This window comes from Streptomyces sp. NPDC052236 (genome assembly GCF_044548015.1).
Taxonomy (GTDB): domain Bacteria; phylum Actinomycetota; class Actinomycetes; order Streptomycetales; family Streptomycetaceae; genus Streptomyces.
Window position 1 is genome coordinate 174,655 of sequence record NZ_JBIUBL010000013.1, and the last position, 13,476, is coordinate 188,130.

The 13,476-nt window shown below is 69.6% G+C and carries 14 protein-coding genes; 6 read left to right on the top strand and 8 right to left on the bottom strand.

The window, feature by feature from the left end:
• Positions 1-54 precede the first annotated feature (54 nt).
• Positions 55-1,248 carry an RNA-guided endonuclease InsQ/TnpB family protein gene (locus tag ACIHCQ_RS22530; protein WP_399664980.1) on the top strand — a complete coding sequence of 398 codons (1,194 nt, stop codon included), beginning with the start codon at positions 55-57 and terminating at the stop codon, positions 1,246-1,248.
• Positions 1,249-1,410: 162 nt separating this feature from the next.
• Here ACIHCQ_RS22530 and ACIHCQ_RS22535 read toward each other — a convergent pair whose 3' ends face one another.
• The gene (locus ACIHCQ_RS22535; protein WP_399664982.1) at positions 1,411-1,632 is read right to left on the bottom strand and encodes a DUF397 domain-containing protein; all 222 of its coding nucleotides are present in this window, start codon (positions 1,630-1,632) and stop codon (positions 1,411-1,413) included.
• Complete coding sequence (locus ACIHCQ_RS22540) at positions 1,629-2,480, bottom strand: helix-turn-helix domain-containing protein (RefSeq protein WP_399664985.1); 852 nt, start codon at positions 2,478-2,480, stop codon at positions 1,629-1,631. Before ACIHCQ_RS22540 ends, ACIHCQ_RS22535 begins: the two co-directional genes overlap by 4 nt.
• Positions 2,481-2,733: 253 nt before the next feature.
• On the opposite strand from ACIHCQ_RS22540, the gene ACIHCQ_RS22545 reads away from it, so the two are divergent.
• Positions 2,734-3,132: an ATP-binding protein gene (locus ACIHCQ_RS22545; RefSeq protein ID WP_399664988.1), complete on the top strand. Its 399-nt coding sequence runs from the start codon at positions 2,734-2,736 to the stop codon at positions 3,130-3,132.
• Positions 3,133-3,140: 8 nt separating this feature from the next.
• Here ACIHCQ_RS22545 and ACIHCQ_RS22550 read toward each other — a convergent pair whose 3' ends face one another.
• The 4 genes from ACIHCQ_RS22550 to ACIHCQ_RS22565 form a co-directional block, all read right to left on the bottom strand.
• A complete protein-coding gene (locus ACIHCQ_RS22550; protein ID WP_399664991.1) occupies positions 3,141-3,968 on the bottom strand; it encodes a hypothetical protein in 828 nt (275 codons plus the stop codon).
• A gap of 45 nt (positions 3,969-4,013) precedes the next feature.
• Positions 4,014-5,642: a transporter gene (locus ACIHCQ_RS22555; RefSeq protein WP_399664993.1), complete on the bottom strand. Its 1,629-nt coding sequence runs from the start codon at positions 5,640-5,642 to the stop codon at positions 4,014-4,016.
• Positions 5,639-6,460 carry an ABC transporter ATP-binding protein gene (locus tag ACIHCQ_RS22560; protein WP_399664996.1) on the bottom strand — a complete coding sequence of 274 codons (822 nt, stop codon included), beginning with the start codon at positions 6,458-6,460 and terminating at the stop codon, positions 5,639-5,641. The genes ACIHCQ_RS22555 and ACIHCQ_RS22560 overlap by 4 nt, the downstream gene beginning before the upstream one ends.
• A 76-nt stretch (positions 6,461-6,536) precedes the next feature.
• Positions 6,537-7,226, bottom strand: a complete 690-nt coding sequence (locus tag ACIHCQ_RS22565) for a bifunctional DNA primase/polymerase (protein WP_399664999.1) — start codon at positions 7,224-7,226, stop codon at positions 6,537-6,539.
• A gap of 328 nt (positions 7,227-7,554) precedes the next feature.
• On the opposite strand from ACIHCQ_RS22565, the gene ACIHCQ_RS22570 reads away from it, so the two are divergent.
• Positions 7,555-8,937 (top strand): transcriptional regulator, encoded by a 1,383-nt coding sequence (locus ACIHCQ_RS22570; RefSeq protein WP_399665002.1) that lies wholly within the window; start codon positions 7,555-7,557, stop codon positions 8,935-8,937.
• A gap of 60 nt (positions 8,938-8,997) precedes the next feature.
• On the opposite strand, the gene ACIHCQ_RS22575 is transcribed toward ACIHCQ_RS22570, so the two are convergent.
• A complete protein-coding gene (locus ACIHCQ_RS22575) occupies positions 8,998-9,411 on the bottom strand; it encodes a hypothetical protein (protein WP_399665005.1) in 414 nt (137 codons plus the stop codon).
• A gap of 42 nt (positions 9,412-9,453) precedes the next feature.
• On the opposite strand from ACIHCQ_RS22575, the gene ACIHCQ_RS22580 reads away from it, so the two are divergent.
• Entirely contained in the window at positions 9,454-10,557 is a 1,104-nt protein-coding gene (locus ACIHCQ_RS22580; RefSeq protein WP_399665008.1) for a hypothetical protein, read from the top strand.
• A gap of 46 nt (positions 10,558-10,603) precedes the next feature.
• Here ACIHCQ_RS22580 and ACIHCQ_RS22585 read toward each other — a convergent pair whose 3' ends face one another.
• On the bottom strand, positions 10,604-11,959 hold the full coding sequence (locus ACIHCQ_RS22585; protein WP_399665011.1) for an ABC transporter substrate-binding protein: 1,356 nt from the start codon (positions 11,957-11,959) through the stop codon (positions 10,604-10,606).
• 173 nt (positions 11,960-12,132) lie between these two features.
• Here ACIHCQ_RS22585 and ACIHCQ_RS22590 point away from each other — a divergent pair, with 173 nt between their 5' ends.
• Positions 12,133-12,579 (top strand): hypothetical protein, encoded by a 447-nt coding sequence (locus tag ACIHCQ_RS22590; protein ID WP_399665204.1) that lies wholly within the window; start codon positions 12,133-12,135, stop codon positions 12,577-12,579.
• A 45-nt stretch (positions 12,580-12,624) separates the two neighbouring features.
• Complete coding sequence (purU, locus tag ACIHCQ_RS22595) at positions 12,625-13,476, top strand: formyltetrahydrofolate deformylase (protein ID WP_399665014.1); 852 nt, start codon at positions 12,625-12,627, stop codon at positions 13,474-13,476.

Sequence of the window (13,476 nt, forward strand, 5' to 3'; positions counted from 1 at the left end):
CCAGTACTGATCTTTCCGTACTGGGTCATGAACCGGCCGTCATACGGTGCAGGTATGCAGCTTCGTTACTCCTTCCGCATCGAGCCGGGTCCCGGTCAGCGCACCGCGCTGAGCAGGGCATTCGGCTGTGCGCGGGTGGTGTTCAACGACTGTCTTCGAGCGCGGCGGGACGCGCGCTTGGCGGGTTTGCCGTATCCGACGTCGGCGGAACTGTCGAAGCGGTTCATCACCGAGGCGAAGAAGACACCCGAGCGGGCATGGCTCGCCGAGGTGTCGGCGGTGGTGCTGCAGCAGTCGCTGCGGGACCTGGACGCGTCGTATTCCAGCTTCTTCGCGAGCCTCAAGGGGACCCGCAAGGGGGCGAGGGTCGGTGAGCCGCGCATGAAGTCCAAGCGGGACAGCCGGCAGACGGTACGGTTCACCGCGAATGCCCGCTGGTCCATCACAGCGGACGGGAAGCTGAACCTTCCCAGGATCGGCCCGGTGCGGGTGCGCTGGTCCCGCACGCTGCCGTCCGTGCCGACCACCGTGACCGTGATCAAGGACGCGTCCGGCCGGTACTGGGCGAGCTTCGTGGTGGAGAGCGATCCGGCGAACGAGATTCTGTCCCCGCTCGACACCGATCAGGGGATCGACCTGGGCCTGGCCCACTTCGCCGTCATGGCCGACGGCTCCCGGGTCAGCTCACCCCGCTTCTTGCGCAGGGCGGAGAAGAAACTCTGCCGTGAGCAGCGCCGCCTGTCCCGCAAGGCCAAGGGCTCGAAGAACCGCGACAAGCAGCGGGTCAAGGTCGCCCGCGCGCACGCTAAGGTGGCCGATGCACGCAAGGACTTTCACCACAAGCTCTCCACCAAGCTGATCCGCGAGAACCAAGCCGTCAGCGTGGAGACCTTGAGTGTGAAGGGCCTTGCCCGCACCCGGCTGGCCAAGTCCGTCCACGACGCCGGATGGTCGACGTTCATCACCATGCTGGAGTACAAGGCCACCCGGTACGGCCGCACCCTGACCAAGGTGGGCCGGACCTTCCCCTCCTCCCAGGTGTGCTCGGCCTGCGGGCACCGCGATGGACCCAAGCCCCTGCACATCCGCACCTGGACCTGCCCCGCCTGCGGAACCCGCCACGACCGCGACCACAACGCGGGCAAAAACATCAAGCACGAAGGACGGCGCATCCGCGCCGCACAGACACCCTCAGCAGCACCACCCACCCCCGGACCGGGGGCCCTTGCCGGGCAACCAGCAAGGTAAACGCCTGCGGAGCGCATATAAGACCAAGGGGCTTGCCCCGGGCAGCGCGCACAACCCCCCACCCATGGCGGGGAGGAAAACAGGAACCCGACTCAAGGCGCACCACACACGCGGACGCCAGGGAGAGAATCCCCCACATTTCATGTGGGGGAGGAGGTCAAATCATCGACAATCCGTTCGGCACGGCGCGCCCGTCTTGAGGGCGGTGATCAGGGCGCGAAGTGGTGCTGGGCTTGTGGTCAGCACGGCTGTGGGGGCGTCGCTCTCGCGGACGTGGATGCCGGCGGGGGCGCTCGCCAGTTCTATGCAGTTCTCCCCCGAACCTCCGCCCGAGAAGGACGACTTCTGCCAGTGGAGAGGTGTGGGCACGTTGATCCCTTTCACAGTTCGTGAACGATGCGGTTGATGAGGTCTTGGGAGGGCGCGGGTGCGAGGGCGGTGGTCTGGATCTGGCCGTAGCGTGTTCGGTACTGCTTGAGCCGTGGTTCGGCATCCAAGAAGACTCCGCCGTGCGCTGTGTCGAGCTGGACGGTGTCGAGTTGTGGCACGGGGCCGCTGATGTAGAGCATGGAGTGTCCGGCCCCTGCGAAATCCTCCGTGTCGAAGGGGATGACGCCAACGGTTACGTGATCCAGTTCGGAAAGCTCCAGGATGCGCTCAAGCTGGGCCCGGGCCGTCTTCCGGCCACCCACCTTGATGCGCAGGGCGGCCTCGTGGATCAGCGCCTCGAACGGGGTCTGCCCGCTCTCGGTGATGATCTGCTGCCGGCGCGAGCGGAAGGCGACGTGCGCGTCGAAGTCGGCCTGGGGCCAGTCCGGAGACACGTACCGGAACGCCGCCCCCATGTGGTCCTCGGTCTGGAACAGGCCAGGAATGTGGGTGACTTCGAACGTGCGAATTCCGGTGGCGTGGTGCTCCAGTTCCGCAAGATCGAGGCCCGCCGGGGCGATCGTGCCCCGGTACGCCACCCACCAGCCCTTCCCGCGCTCGGTGGCCATCGCGACCAGCGCGTCGATGAACTCTGCGTCGTCGCAGGCGTAGTAGGCGGCGAGTCGTCGGATTCGATCCTCGCTGATGCCGCTACGGCCGGACTCGACGTGGCTCATCTGCATGGGATTGGAGCCAAGCAGCGCGGCAGCGCTCCGAGCCGTGACTCCGGATCGCTCACGCATCTTGCGCAGCTCTGCGCCCAGGCGTTCTTGCCGGGCCGTGGGGTTGCTCCTCGGCGGCATGCGTCAACTCTCCCTGGTGGCCGCGCTCAACGGGTAGGCCGGGCCAGCATGGCACGGGGTCCGGGGGTAATGGCAATCTTCACCATGAGGTTGCGCCACCATTATCTATTCCCCTACGGTGTGTAGCGCGTCCAGTACGGACCGTTGCGGCCGTACTGACTGCCGGTTGGAAGCGCACTCGCCAGGCAACGCTGCGCGGGCTAGGCAACCGACTGGCATCAACGTCACCCATCACCAGTGGAGTTGATGAGCCATGCCCTCGTACACCCTCTTCTGCCCGTGCCTGGACACCTCGCCCCGCATCGCCCGGGACTTCGTCGCCTCCGTCCTGCGCGCCCAGCAACTCCACGACCTCGTCGAGCCCGCCACCCTGTGCACCTCCGAACTCGTCACCAACGCCTGCGTACACGCAAAAGGCATCGGCTCCCTGGTCCGGCTGGCCATCGACGCTTCCGACGTGCGCGTCACCGTGTACGACGGCGAGCAGAGCCCGCCCGTCATGCAGCAGGGCTACGACGGCGAGGGCGGGCGCGGCATGTGGATCGTTGACGCGGTCACCGAAGGCCGCTGGGGAACCGACACAGGGACGCCCCTCGCGCTCGGGGACCTCAACGGCAAAGGCGTCTGGTTCGAGCTCATCAGCCCCAACTGAGCGAGCCGTCAGCCGATCGGCTTCCGGGTCTCCTCGCGGATCTTCGCCGTTGCTTCCGCCACCGCCTTGAGGTCGACCTCCTCCGGGGACTGTTTCGAGGTCTCGACCGTGGTCAGGGCCACGGCCGTGGTCGTGTTTTCGTCGGCCCACGCGCACATCGGGAGCGTGCTGTTGCCGCTGCCGTCCGTCTGTTCGGTCGTCAGTACCTGGCAAGTGATGGTCACGTCCGAGCCGGCCGGAGTGAAGTCCTTTGCCGGTACGGCGATGGTGGATCCGTCCGATTCCCCGGCGCCCTTCAGGATTCTGCTGCGGGCCTCGTCCGCGTCCTTGATGCGGCCGTGCATGCCCGATATGACGAGGACGCCGGCCTCGGACGTCGAGACGTACTGGGCCACGGAGGCCTTGGGATCGCGAATGTTGGCCTCGCTTGTCCCCGCCAACTGCCCCTGACGCTCCGCGGATTGGTCGTCGGACAGCTTGTATTTTCCGCCGAGCAGCGTCTGGGGGCGCGTGAGTTGGTACTCCGCCGCGGGGAAGCTGTCGTCGCTGCCGCCGTCCGATCCGCTGACGATGTTGTTTCCGAACCACGAGAGCGCCAGAAGACCCGCGATCGACGCCAACGTGATCAGCGCGATCTTTGGGCCCTGGTTCTTCTTCGGCTGCGGAGGGAGAGGGGGCGGCGTGGGCCAGCCCCCGTACCCCTGGGTCTGGCCCTGCTGCGGGTACTGCTGCCCGTACTGCTGCGGATATTGCTGCGGGTACTGCGGAGGTTGCCCGTAAGGCCCGTAAGGATTCGGCGGCGGCTGTCCGTAAGGGTTCGGCGGCGGTGTTGACATGATCGGCACGCTACTTCACTGGCGCGAACAGCCGTACGGCCAGGCTCATCCCTTGCTGACCGCCGTCAAGATCTCCGGCAGCCTCGCCGCCGTCTGCGGCGCCGCCACCCGCACCCCCGCGTACCCGATCAGCGCCCCGTACACCGCCCCCACCGGCAGCAGCAGCCACAGCGCCGACTCCGCGTTCGACGCGTTCAGCCAGATCACCAGGGCGATCAGCGGCGCGCACAGCAGCGCCGCCGAGACCATGCCGCCGAGGATCGAGATCCACGCCAGCCCCGCCTGCCCCGGCGCGACATTCTTGTACGCGCTGTCCTGCGGGATCGAGTACGGGAAGCGGGCCGAAGCCACCGCTCCCGTCGCCAGCATCGCGCCCAGCAGCGCGAACGACAGCCCCAGCACCTCCGGCAACGCCCGCCAGTCGCCCAGCAGCGCCGCCGTCACGACGCAGACCAGCACCGTGTACGGGAACGTGATCACCAGCAGTGCCAGTGCCCGGGCGCGCAGTTCCATGTACGCGTCCTTCGTGGACGAGATCGTCAGCGCCACCATCCAGAACGCCGACGTGTCCTGCCCGAACTGGTTGTACATCTGGATGCCGAGCATCCCCGCCGCGAAGCACGCGAAGTACAGCGAGCCCCCGCCCTGAACCGCGTTGAGCACCGGCGCGATCAGGCCGATCGCCAGCGCCGACACCCACGCCGCCTTCGTCTTCGGATCCCGCCAGACATAACGCAGGCTCCGCTGCATCACCGTGCCCGTACGGCCCTCGGGCAGCAGCCGATGCAAGCCGGAGGACGCGCCGCTCTCCTGACGAGTGGGCTCCGACGCCGCCGCCAGGGTCGAGCCGTCCGGGCTCGTCGTCAGCTTCGTCAGGCTGCCCTGCCACCAGCGCAGAAGCAGCAGCAGAGCCGCCGCCGACAGCGCCAGCTGACCCGCGGCCACCGCGTACGCGCCCTCGCTCGCCGAGTCCACCGCGCCGATCGCCGACGCCGGCGGCAGCCACCGTACGAACTCCGCGGCCGGGTCCAGCGCCGACAGGCCGCCCGCGTCGCCGAGCCGCTGCAGGCCGAAGCTGACGAACTGGATGCCCACCGCGATCACCAGGCCGCTCAGCACCGCCAGGTCGCGGCCCTTGCGTGAGGTCAGCAGGCGGATATTGGCCGCGGCGACCGCCCGTGCCAGGGCCACGCACACCAGCAGAGTGAGAGGCACGGCGAGTACGGAGACGAGCAGAGCCGCCGCGCCGTGCGTGAGGGCGAGTGCCGAGCCCACCGCCAGGCACAGCGTGAACAGCGGGCCGATGCCCACCAGGGACGCCGCCAGCAGGGCCCGTACCAGCGGCGCGGGGCGCAGCGGCAGCATCACCAGGCGGGTCGGGTCCAGTGTTTCGTCGCCGCCGGCGAAGAACAGCGGCATGAACGCCCAGCCCAGTGCCAGCACGGCCGTCAGCAGTACCACCGCCGACGCCGCGTCCTCGTTGCCGCGCAGCGCGATCAGGCCGATCAGCTGGAGCGCCGCCAAGAGCAGTGTGACGACGATCGAGGAGATGTACGCGGCCTTCCGGCCGGACGACTGCTTCAGGCCGTTGCGCAGCAGCGACAGCTTGAGGCGGATGAAGATGGGGGTGAGGGCCGTTGACGTACTGCCAGGCCTGCTCGCGGACGTACTCAACGGGTGCCTCCGCCGCCGAGCCAGTCCAGCGACTCCCCGGCCCCCGGGCCGGTCGCCCCCACCAGCTCCAGGAACGCCTCCTGAAGCGTCGGCGCACTGCCCCGTACCTCTTCCAGCGTGCCCTGCGCCCGGATCCGGCCCGCCGCCATCACCGCCACCCAGTCGCACAGCGACTCCACCAGCTCCATCACATGGCTGGAGAAGACGACCGTCGCGCCCGACGCGGTGTACCGCTCAAGCACCCGGCGGATCGTCTGCGCCGACACCGGGTCGACGCCCTCGAACGGCTCGTCCAGGAACAGCACCTCGGGATTGTGGAGCAGCGCCGCCGCGAGCCCGATCTTCTTCCGCATGCCCGTGGAGTAGTCGACGACCAGCTTGTGCTGCGCGCCCGCCAGGTCCAGTACGTCCAGCAGCTGCGTCGCGCGCTTGTCGACCTCCTCGCCGGGCAGGCCGCGCAGCCGCCCGCTGTAGGCCAGGAGCTCGCGGCCGGAGAGGCGCTCGAAGAGGCGCAGCCCCTCGGGCAGTACGCCGATGCGTGCCTTCACCTCGACCGGGTCGCGCCATACGTCGTGGCCCGCGACCTCCACCCGGCCCTGGTCCGGGCGGAGCAGGCCAGTCACCATCGACAGCGTCGTCGTCTTGCCCGCGCCGTTCGGGCCGACCAGGCCGATGAATTTGCCCGCGGGGAGCGTGAGGTCGATTCCGGCGACCGCGATCTGTTCGCCGAACCGCTTCCACAGGCCTTCCACACGAACGGCGGGCCGCGCCGTTCGCGCTTCGCCCGCCTCCGTGGCTCCGATCGCCTGGTCCGGCATGCTGCCCCGCCTTTCGGTGTCCCTGTGGCCATTCGCGCCGCCGTGCAGCCGTATACAGGACCACCCTATGTATGCCCTACCGCCCAGGCCCCCGCCGGGTCCGCTCCGCCGCCGCCTCCCTCCCGCACGCGTACGCCAGCGGGCTGATCAGGTCGTCCGCGTCCGGCAGCCACCTGTTGGCGGGCGTCGGGCGGCGCGCCCACTGCACCGCGCCATGGCCGCCGATCCTGGTCGGGGGCGCCGCGACGTAATGGCCCTCGCCCCGCGCGACCAGATCGATCGTGCTCGGCATCCAGCCCAGCGTACGTACGAGATGAGGTGCCTTGACCGCCGCGCCCGGCAGTACGAAGAACAGCATCCGGCGGTCGGGGGTGCAGGTGACCGGGCCGAGCGGGAGATTCATCCGCTCCAGTCGTGCCAGTGCCAGGAAACCGGCCGACTCCGGGACCTCCAGGGCGTCGAAGGCACGTCCTGTCGGCAGCAGGATCGACGCCCTCGGCTGCGCCGACCACAGTCGGCGGGCCCCGACCGCGCTGCCGGTCGCCAGGTTCTCCCAGTCCGGGCGGACCGGGTGCGCGCCCGGCAGGGGGCAGGCGGTGTCGCCGCACGAGCAGCGTTCCGCGCCCTCCACCGCCTCCAGCCAGGTGCCGGGGAACACGTCCCAGTGCCGCTCTTCCGCGTACCGCACGGCGCTGTCCAGCAGCTGCTCACCTCGCTGCTGCGGGATCCGCGCGGTTTGAGTGAGTCCGATGGTCGTTTCTTCCACGCCCCACTCAACTCCCGCTTTCACCTTGGGTTACGGGCGTCACTCGGCGGTGCGTGAGGCATCGATCCTGCACGCGGGGCGCATGGGTGCACCGGCGGGGGCGCGCATGACGCCATGCGGTGGAGGGCGGGTAACCACAGGCAGGGGGGTGGGGGACGGGGGCGTCATCGCGCACGTAGGACGCCGGGGTGGAGGCTCGTACGAGTACACGTCGTACGGGTGCACGTCGTACGGAAAAAACCGTCCAACGCCTTCTTAAGTCTGCATTCTCCGCATATCAGCCGGGCAGTGATCACTTCATGGATCACCGCGGCCTCAGGGGGTATTCATGGCAGCCAGGCCTCTCATCGCCCGACAGCCGAACGAACGGTTGCAGGCACTCATCCAGGAAGCAGGGTGTTCCAACGCCGGGCTCGCCCGTCGCGTGAACATGGCAGGCGCGGAGCGCGGGCTGGACCTGCGCTACGACAAGACGTCCGTGGCGCGCTGGCTGCGCGGGCAGCAGCCGCGCGGCCGGGCGCCGGGCATCATCGCCGAGGCGCTGGGGCGCAAGCTCGGCCGTACGGTCACGATCGACGAGATCGGCATGGCGAACGGCAAGAACCTCGCCTCCGGAGTCGGTCTGCAGTTCTCGCCGACCGTGGTCGGCGCGATCGAGCAGGTCTGCGAGCTGTGGCGCAGCGACGTCGGCCGCCGCGACTTCCTGTCCGGGTCGGCGGTCGCGGCGTCCGCGCTGGTCGAGCCCAGCCGCGACTGGCTGATCACGGGCGCGGACCAGCAGGTCGCGCGTACGGCGGGGGCACGGGTCGGGGCCTCGGACGTTCAGGCCGTACGGGCGATGACGAGCGCGCTTACCGAGCTGGACCACCGCTTCGGCAGCGGCCATGTCCGGCCGGTCGTCGTGCACTACCTGAACAGCGTGGTCTCCGGGCTGCTTTCGGGCTCGTACCGCGACTCGGTCGGCCGTGAACTGTTCGCGGCGGTCGCGCGGTTGACGGAGCTCGCCGGTTATATGGCCGTCGACACCGGGCAGCCGGGGCTCGCGCAGCGCTACTACATCCAGGCGCTGCGGCTGGCCCAGGCGGCTGGGGACCGGGGGTACGGCGGCTATGTGCTGGCCGCCTCCATGAGCCATCTGGCCGGGCAGCTGGGGAACCCGCGGGAGATCGCCCAACTGGCGCGCGCCGCGCAGGAAGGCGCCCGCGGGCACGTCACACCGCGGGCCGAGGCGATGTTCTACGCCGCCGAGGCGCGCGGACACGCCCTGCTCGGGGACGCCCGCACCTGCCACGAGGTGGCTGCCAAGGCGGTCGCCGCGCTGGAGCAGGCCGAGCCGTCGGCGGGCGACGACCCGGCGTGGATCGCCCACTTCGACCAGGCGTACCTCGCGGACGAACTGGCGCACTGCTACCGCGACCTGGGGCACGCGGACGTGGCGGCGCACCATGCGACGGACGCGCTGGACGGCCACCCGGAGTCGCGGGCGAGGCGGCGGGCGATCGGGCTTGTCCTGCTGGCCACGGCGCAGGTGCAGCAGCGGGAGGTGGAGCAGGCGTGCCATACGGGGACGCGGGCGATGGAGCTGCTGGGGAAGCTGCGGTCCAGCCGGGGGGCGGAGTATCTGGACGACCTTCAGCAGCGGCTTGAGCCGTACGCGGAACAGTCGGCGGTACGGGAATTCGGGGCGCGGATGGAGGTTCTGGCGGCGTGAGGCCCGGTGGGCGGGGCGGTGGGCGAAGCAGTGGGTAAAGCAGCAGTCTTGTCACTGCTTTCACACGTGTGTGCGGAGCGGCTGAGCCAGCCGGTAGCGTGACCCGACGTTCGGTTGTTCCACACGCCACACGTAGGAGTCCCGGTGACGCATAGCGGACAGGGTGACGAACAGCAGCTTCCCGCTGTTCGTCACGCGCACGAAGGCGTCGTGCTGCCCTCCGACGGAAGTGAGCCCTGGATACCAGGAGTCACGGAAGAGCAGGTGGCTCCTACGGGTGGGCAGCCGTGGGGGCAGTCCTGGGGGCCGGAACAGCAATCTCCGCAGCAGCCCGGGCAACAGCCCATGCCCCAGCCCGGGCAACAGCCCATGCCCGGGCAGTACGGGCAATACGGGCAGTACGGGCAGCAGCAGCCCGCGCAGGGTGGCTACGACGGGTACGGCGCCCAGCCGCTGCCACAGCAGATGCCGCATCCGCAGCCGATGCCGCAGGCCTTGCCTCCGCAGGCGCCCGTCATGGGCGCCTCCGACGCGACCCAGTACATCGCGCCGATCACGGGCGCCGGGCCGCTGCCGCCCGAGACTCCCGCCGAGTCCACGCAGTACCTCGGCGTCCAGCCGGGAGCCGCGCCCGCGCCCATGCCCGTACCCCCGGGCGGGTCGGAAGCCGACGCCACGCAGTTCCTCCCGCCCGTCCCGTCCGCGCCCAGCAGCGCGCCCTTCGACGGACGGCCCGGGGCGCCCGGCGAGCGACCGCCGCCCGCCGAGTTCGACAGCCTCTTCCGCGCGGAGGGGGTCCCGGCCCAGGCGCCCCCGGACGCGACGGCGCAGTTGCCCCGCTTCGAGCCCCCGGTCGGCGGTCGCCAGCAGCGTCGGCAGTCCGCGCCGCCGCCCCCGCAGCAATACCAGCAGCAGCACCAGCAGCCGGCGTATCAGCAGCAGCCGCAGTACGGGCACCAGCAGCCCGCGCCCGAGCCCGAGCGGCGCAGGTCCTCGCGTTTGCCGGTCGTGGCCGCCCTTGTCGTCGGATGCGCCGTCCTCGGACTCGGCGTCAGCGCCGTGATGTTCAGCGGCGACGACGACAAGGAGAAGGACCCGGGCGCCGGCAAGAACGTGGCCGCGAGCTCCGCCGCTCCCGACGGTTCCGCCAAGGCAGCCGACGACCCCGCCAAGGCGCAGGCCGAGTCGCTCGACAAGCTCCTCGCGGACAGCAACAACAGCCGCGCCGCGGTGATCCGCTCGGTGGAGAACATCAAGCAGTGCAAGAACCTCGACCAGGCGGCCACCGACCTGACCGGTGCGGCGGAGCAGCGGCGCGCGCTGGTGACGCGGCTGGAAGGTCTGACCATCGACAAGCTGCCCGACAACGCCGCGCTGTCCACCTCACTCACCGAGGCGTGGAAGGCGTCTGCCTCGGCCGACGACCACTACGCGGCCTGGGCCGGGCAGGTCAAGGAGAAGAAGGGGTGCAAGGGCGGCAAGGCGCGCAACACGGAGCACACCGCCGAGGCCACCCGCGCCAGCGGTGACGCGACCAAGGCCAAGAAGGAAGCGTCCGGCCTGTGGAACAAGATCGCGGGCAAGTACGGGCTCACGGAGCGCCGCAGCGAGCAGCTGTAGCGGCAGGGGCAGGGGCAGGGGGCGGGTGGCTGGCGGCGGGCGTCCGTCAGCTGACGGGCTCGGAGTCCGTCAGCGTCTTGCCGACATCCACGAAGCCCGGCTTCTGAGCCACGAGCCGTCCCTTGCGCACCACTTGGAAGGTCACGTCCCGGTTGACGATCCGCGGGAAGCCGGGCGCGCCGAGCATGTCATCGAACTTCCAGCGCAGCGTCGGCGTGAGACCGCCGGTATCCACCTGTACCCCGCGGTCGAGGCTCTGCGCGATCTTCACCGCGCTGATGTCGTCGTCCTTGAGGTGCTCAAGGACCCTCTTCAACGTGGTGTACGCGATCCAGGTGGTCTGCACGCCCGGGTCCGCCGGGTCGATGGCGTTGTCGCCGAAGGCGTGCGTACGGATCACATCCCGCATCGGCGCCCAGAGCGGGTCGGCCGCCTCCGGGTACCAGCTGGTGACGTACGCGCCCTCGAAGGGACCCGTGCGGCCTCCGGTGCGGTCGATGAGCGGCTGGCCGACGCTGCCGATGACCGAGGAGACGCGGATCTTCCGGTCGTCGGGCGGCAGCCGCCGGAAGGAGTCGAAGAAGGTCTCGGTACGGTCCCCGAGCGCGGACGTGACACACCCCGGCCGCTTGTCCGATTCCGAGCCGCCGCTCTCCGGCCCGGCCGCTTTTTTGCGCGCCTGGGTGGCCTGCTTGGTGTAGTTGGTCGCGTCGTCCGGCGCCAGGATGTCCGCGGCCTTGCTCGCGTTGCCCTTGGCGAGGCCGGAGTTGAGGAGCTCGGGCATGTCGTCGCCGGCGAGGGAGTCCGGCCGGACCAGCGCGACCCGCTCGCAGACATCCGCGAGCTGCGTGCCGTTTCCGGCGAGGAGTGCCGCCTGACCGCCGTTGACGGGGTAGGAGAGATAGCTGGTGAACTCTTCCTCGGAGATCCCGTACCCGCCGATGAAGGGGATGCCCGCGGCCTGCAGCGGGGCCATGAAGGCGTTGCCGTGCTGGCTGTACGAGCCGACCACCGCGGCCACGCCCTCCTTGACCGCCTGCCGGGCGCAGGTGGCCGCGCCGATGGTGGTGTTTTTCTCGTTGCAGGTGATGACGCGCAGCCTGTGGCCGTCGATGCCGCCGTCCGCGTTGGCCCAGCGGGCGTACGCCTTCGCCATGGCGGGCATCCCGGCCATGTTCGTCGCCAGGGTCCCCTCCGGAGCGAAGGTCATCACCGTGACGGTCTCCCTGGAGCCCCCCGAGCCCCCAGGGAGCACGCCACAGCCGCCGACCAGCGACGCCCCGGCCGCCACTGCGGCCGTCGTGGTCAGACGCACGGCACGCACGGCACGCACGGCACGTACGACGCGAACACGTGCGGTCCTTGAGGGGCGGGGTGAGGTGGGGCGTCGCCAACCTGTCATGAAGCAGCACGCTTCCGCCTCCCGGGTAACGGGGGAGTGAGCATTGCCCAACGCCAAGTGATGTCGAGGTGAATTACAGGGGGCCGCAGGCCCCCACGGGAGGGGAACGTACGATCGACCGCGTGCAGCAAGCTTCGGACAACCCTTCCCGTCGCGGCCGTCGCTCCTCCACCATGGGCGACATGCCGCTCAATAACATGCCGTGGTGGCGCTGGCGCTGCAATGTGCGCTCGGCGCTGCACATGCTTTCCGACCCTGTTTTCCACGAGGAGTGCTGGCTGGCCGGCCACGAGGGGTACGGCGATGTCACCGACGCCGTGTACCGCCTGGTCGAGGACACCTGGCTGGACAACTGGTCCGCGGAGAGGTACGTCGGGACGATCTTCCGCGACTCGGGCGAGGCCGCCCTGGTGGATGTCGCGGTCCTGCGCGTGCTGCGGATCATGCACCAGGTGGGCGCGGACGCTCCGGTGTCCGCGTATCTGGAGCACCATGGCTGGCCGGAGGCCGTACGGGCCGCCCGCGAGGCGCACGTACGGATGGCGGGCAACGACGGGGACGACCCGGATGTGCCGCCGCGGTCGCTGGATGTGCTCCGGATCATGACCCGGTCCGCCTGACGGACCGGCTCGGGCATTGCCCCGCGGATATGGCACCCTACGAGCATGACCGACCAGTACGTCCTGACGCTCTCCTGCCCGGACAAACCGGGCATCGTGCATGCCGTGTCGAGCTATCTCTTCATCACCGGCTGCAACATCGAGGACAGTCAGCAATTCGGAGACCAGGACACGGGCCTGTTCTTCATGCGCGTCCACTTCTCGGCGGAGCCGCCCGCGACCGTGGAGAAGCTGCGGTCCAGCTTCGCGGCCGTGGGGGACGCGTTCCAGATGGACTGGCAGATGCATCTCGCCGAGGAGCGGATGCGGATCGTCCTGATGGTCAGCCGGTTCGGCCACTGCCTGAACGATCTGCTGTTCCGGTCCAGGACCGGAGCGCTGCCGGTCGAGATCGCCGCGGTCGTCTCCAACCACACCGACTTCGCCGAGCTGGTCGGCTCGTACAACATCCCCTTCCGCCACATTCCGGTCACCAAGGACAACAAGGCCGAGGCCGAGGCGCAGGTGCTTGAGCTGGTGCGCGCCGAGAATGTGGAGCTGGTGGTCCTCGCCCGCTATATGCAGGTGCTCTCGGACGACCTGTGCAAGCAGCTGAACGGCCGGATCATCAACATCCACCACTCCTTCCTGCCGAGCTTCAAGGGCGCGAAGCCGTACCACCAGGCGCACGCCCGGGGTGTGAAGCTGATCGGCGCGACCGCGCACTATGTGACGGCCGACCTCGATGAGGGGCCGATCATCGAGCAGGTGGTCGAGCGGGTCGGCCACGAGGTCACGCCGGAGCAGCTGGTGGCGATCGGCCGCGATGTGGAGTGCCAGGCGCTCGCGCGCGCGGTCAAGTGGCACGCGGAGCACCGGATCCTGCTGAACGGCCGGCGCACGGTCATCTTCGGCTAG

What these genes read in the sequence shown, in the direction of transcription:
- ACIHCQ_RS22530 (WP_399664980.1), top strand. Translation starts at nt 55, where the DNA reads ATGCAGCTTCGTTACTCCTTCCGCATCGAGCCGGGTCCCGGTCAGCGC.
- ACIHCQ_RS22540 (WP_399664985.1), bottom strand. Translation starts at nt 2,480, where the DNA reads ATGCCGCCGAGGAGCAACCCCACGGCCCGGCAAGAACGCCTGGGCGCA.
- ACIHCQ_RS22545 (WP_399664988.1), top strand. Translation starts at nt 2,734, where the DNA reads ATGCCCTCGTACACCCTCTTCTGCCCGTGCCTGGACACCTCGCCCCGC.
- ACIHCQ_RS22550 (WP_399664991.1), bottom strand. Translation starts at nt 3,968, where the DNA reads ATGTCAACACCGCCGCCGAACCCTTACGGACAGCCGCCGCCGAATCCT.
- ACIHCQ_RS22560 (WP_399664996.1), bottom strand. Translation starts at nt 6,460, where the DNA reads ATGCCGGACCAGGCGATCGGAGCCACGGAGGCGGGCGAAGCGCGAACG.
- ACIHCQ_RS22570 (WP_399665002.1), top strand. Translation starts at nt 7,555, where the DNA reads ATGGCAGCCAGGCCTCTCATCGCCCGACAGCCGAACGAACGGTTGCAG.
- ACIHCQ_RS22575 (WP_399665005.1), bottom strand. Translation starts at nt 9,411, where the DNA reads ATGCGGCATCTGCTGTGGCAGCGGCTGGGCGCCGTACCCGTCGTAGCC.
- ACIHCQ_RS22580 (WP_399665008.1), top strand. Translation starts at nt 9,454, where the DNA reads ATGGGCGCCTCCGACGCGACCCAGTACATCGCGCCGATCACGGGCGCC.
- ACIHCQ_RS22585 (WP_399665011.1), bottom strand. Translation starts at nt 11,959, where the DNA reads ATGACAGGTTGGCGACGCCCCACCTCACCCCGCCCCTCAAGGACCGCA.
- ACIHCQ_RS22590 (WP_399665204.1), top strand. Translation starts at nt 12,133, where the DNA reads ATGGGCGACATGCCGCTCAATAACATGCCGTGGTGGCGCTGGCGCTGC.
- purU (WP_399665014.1), top strand. Translation starts at nt 12,625, where the DNA reads ATGACCGACCAGTACGTCCTGACGCTCTCCTGCCCGGACAAACCGGGC.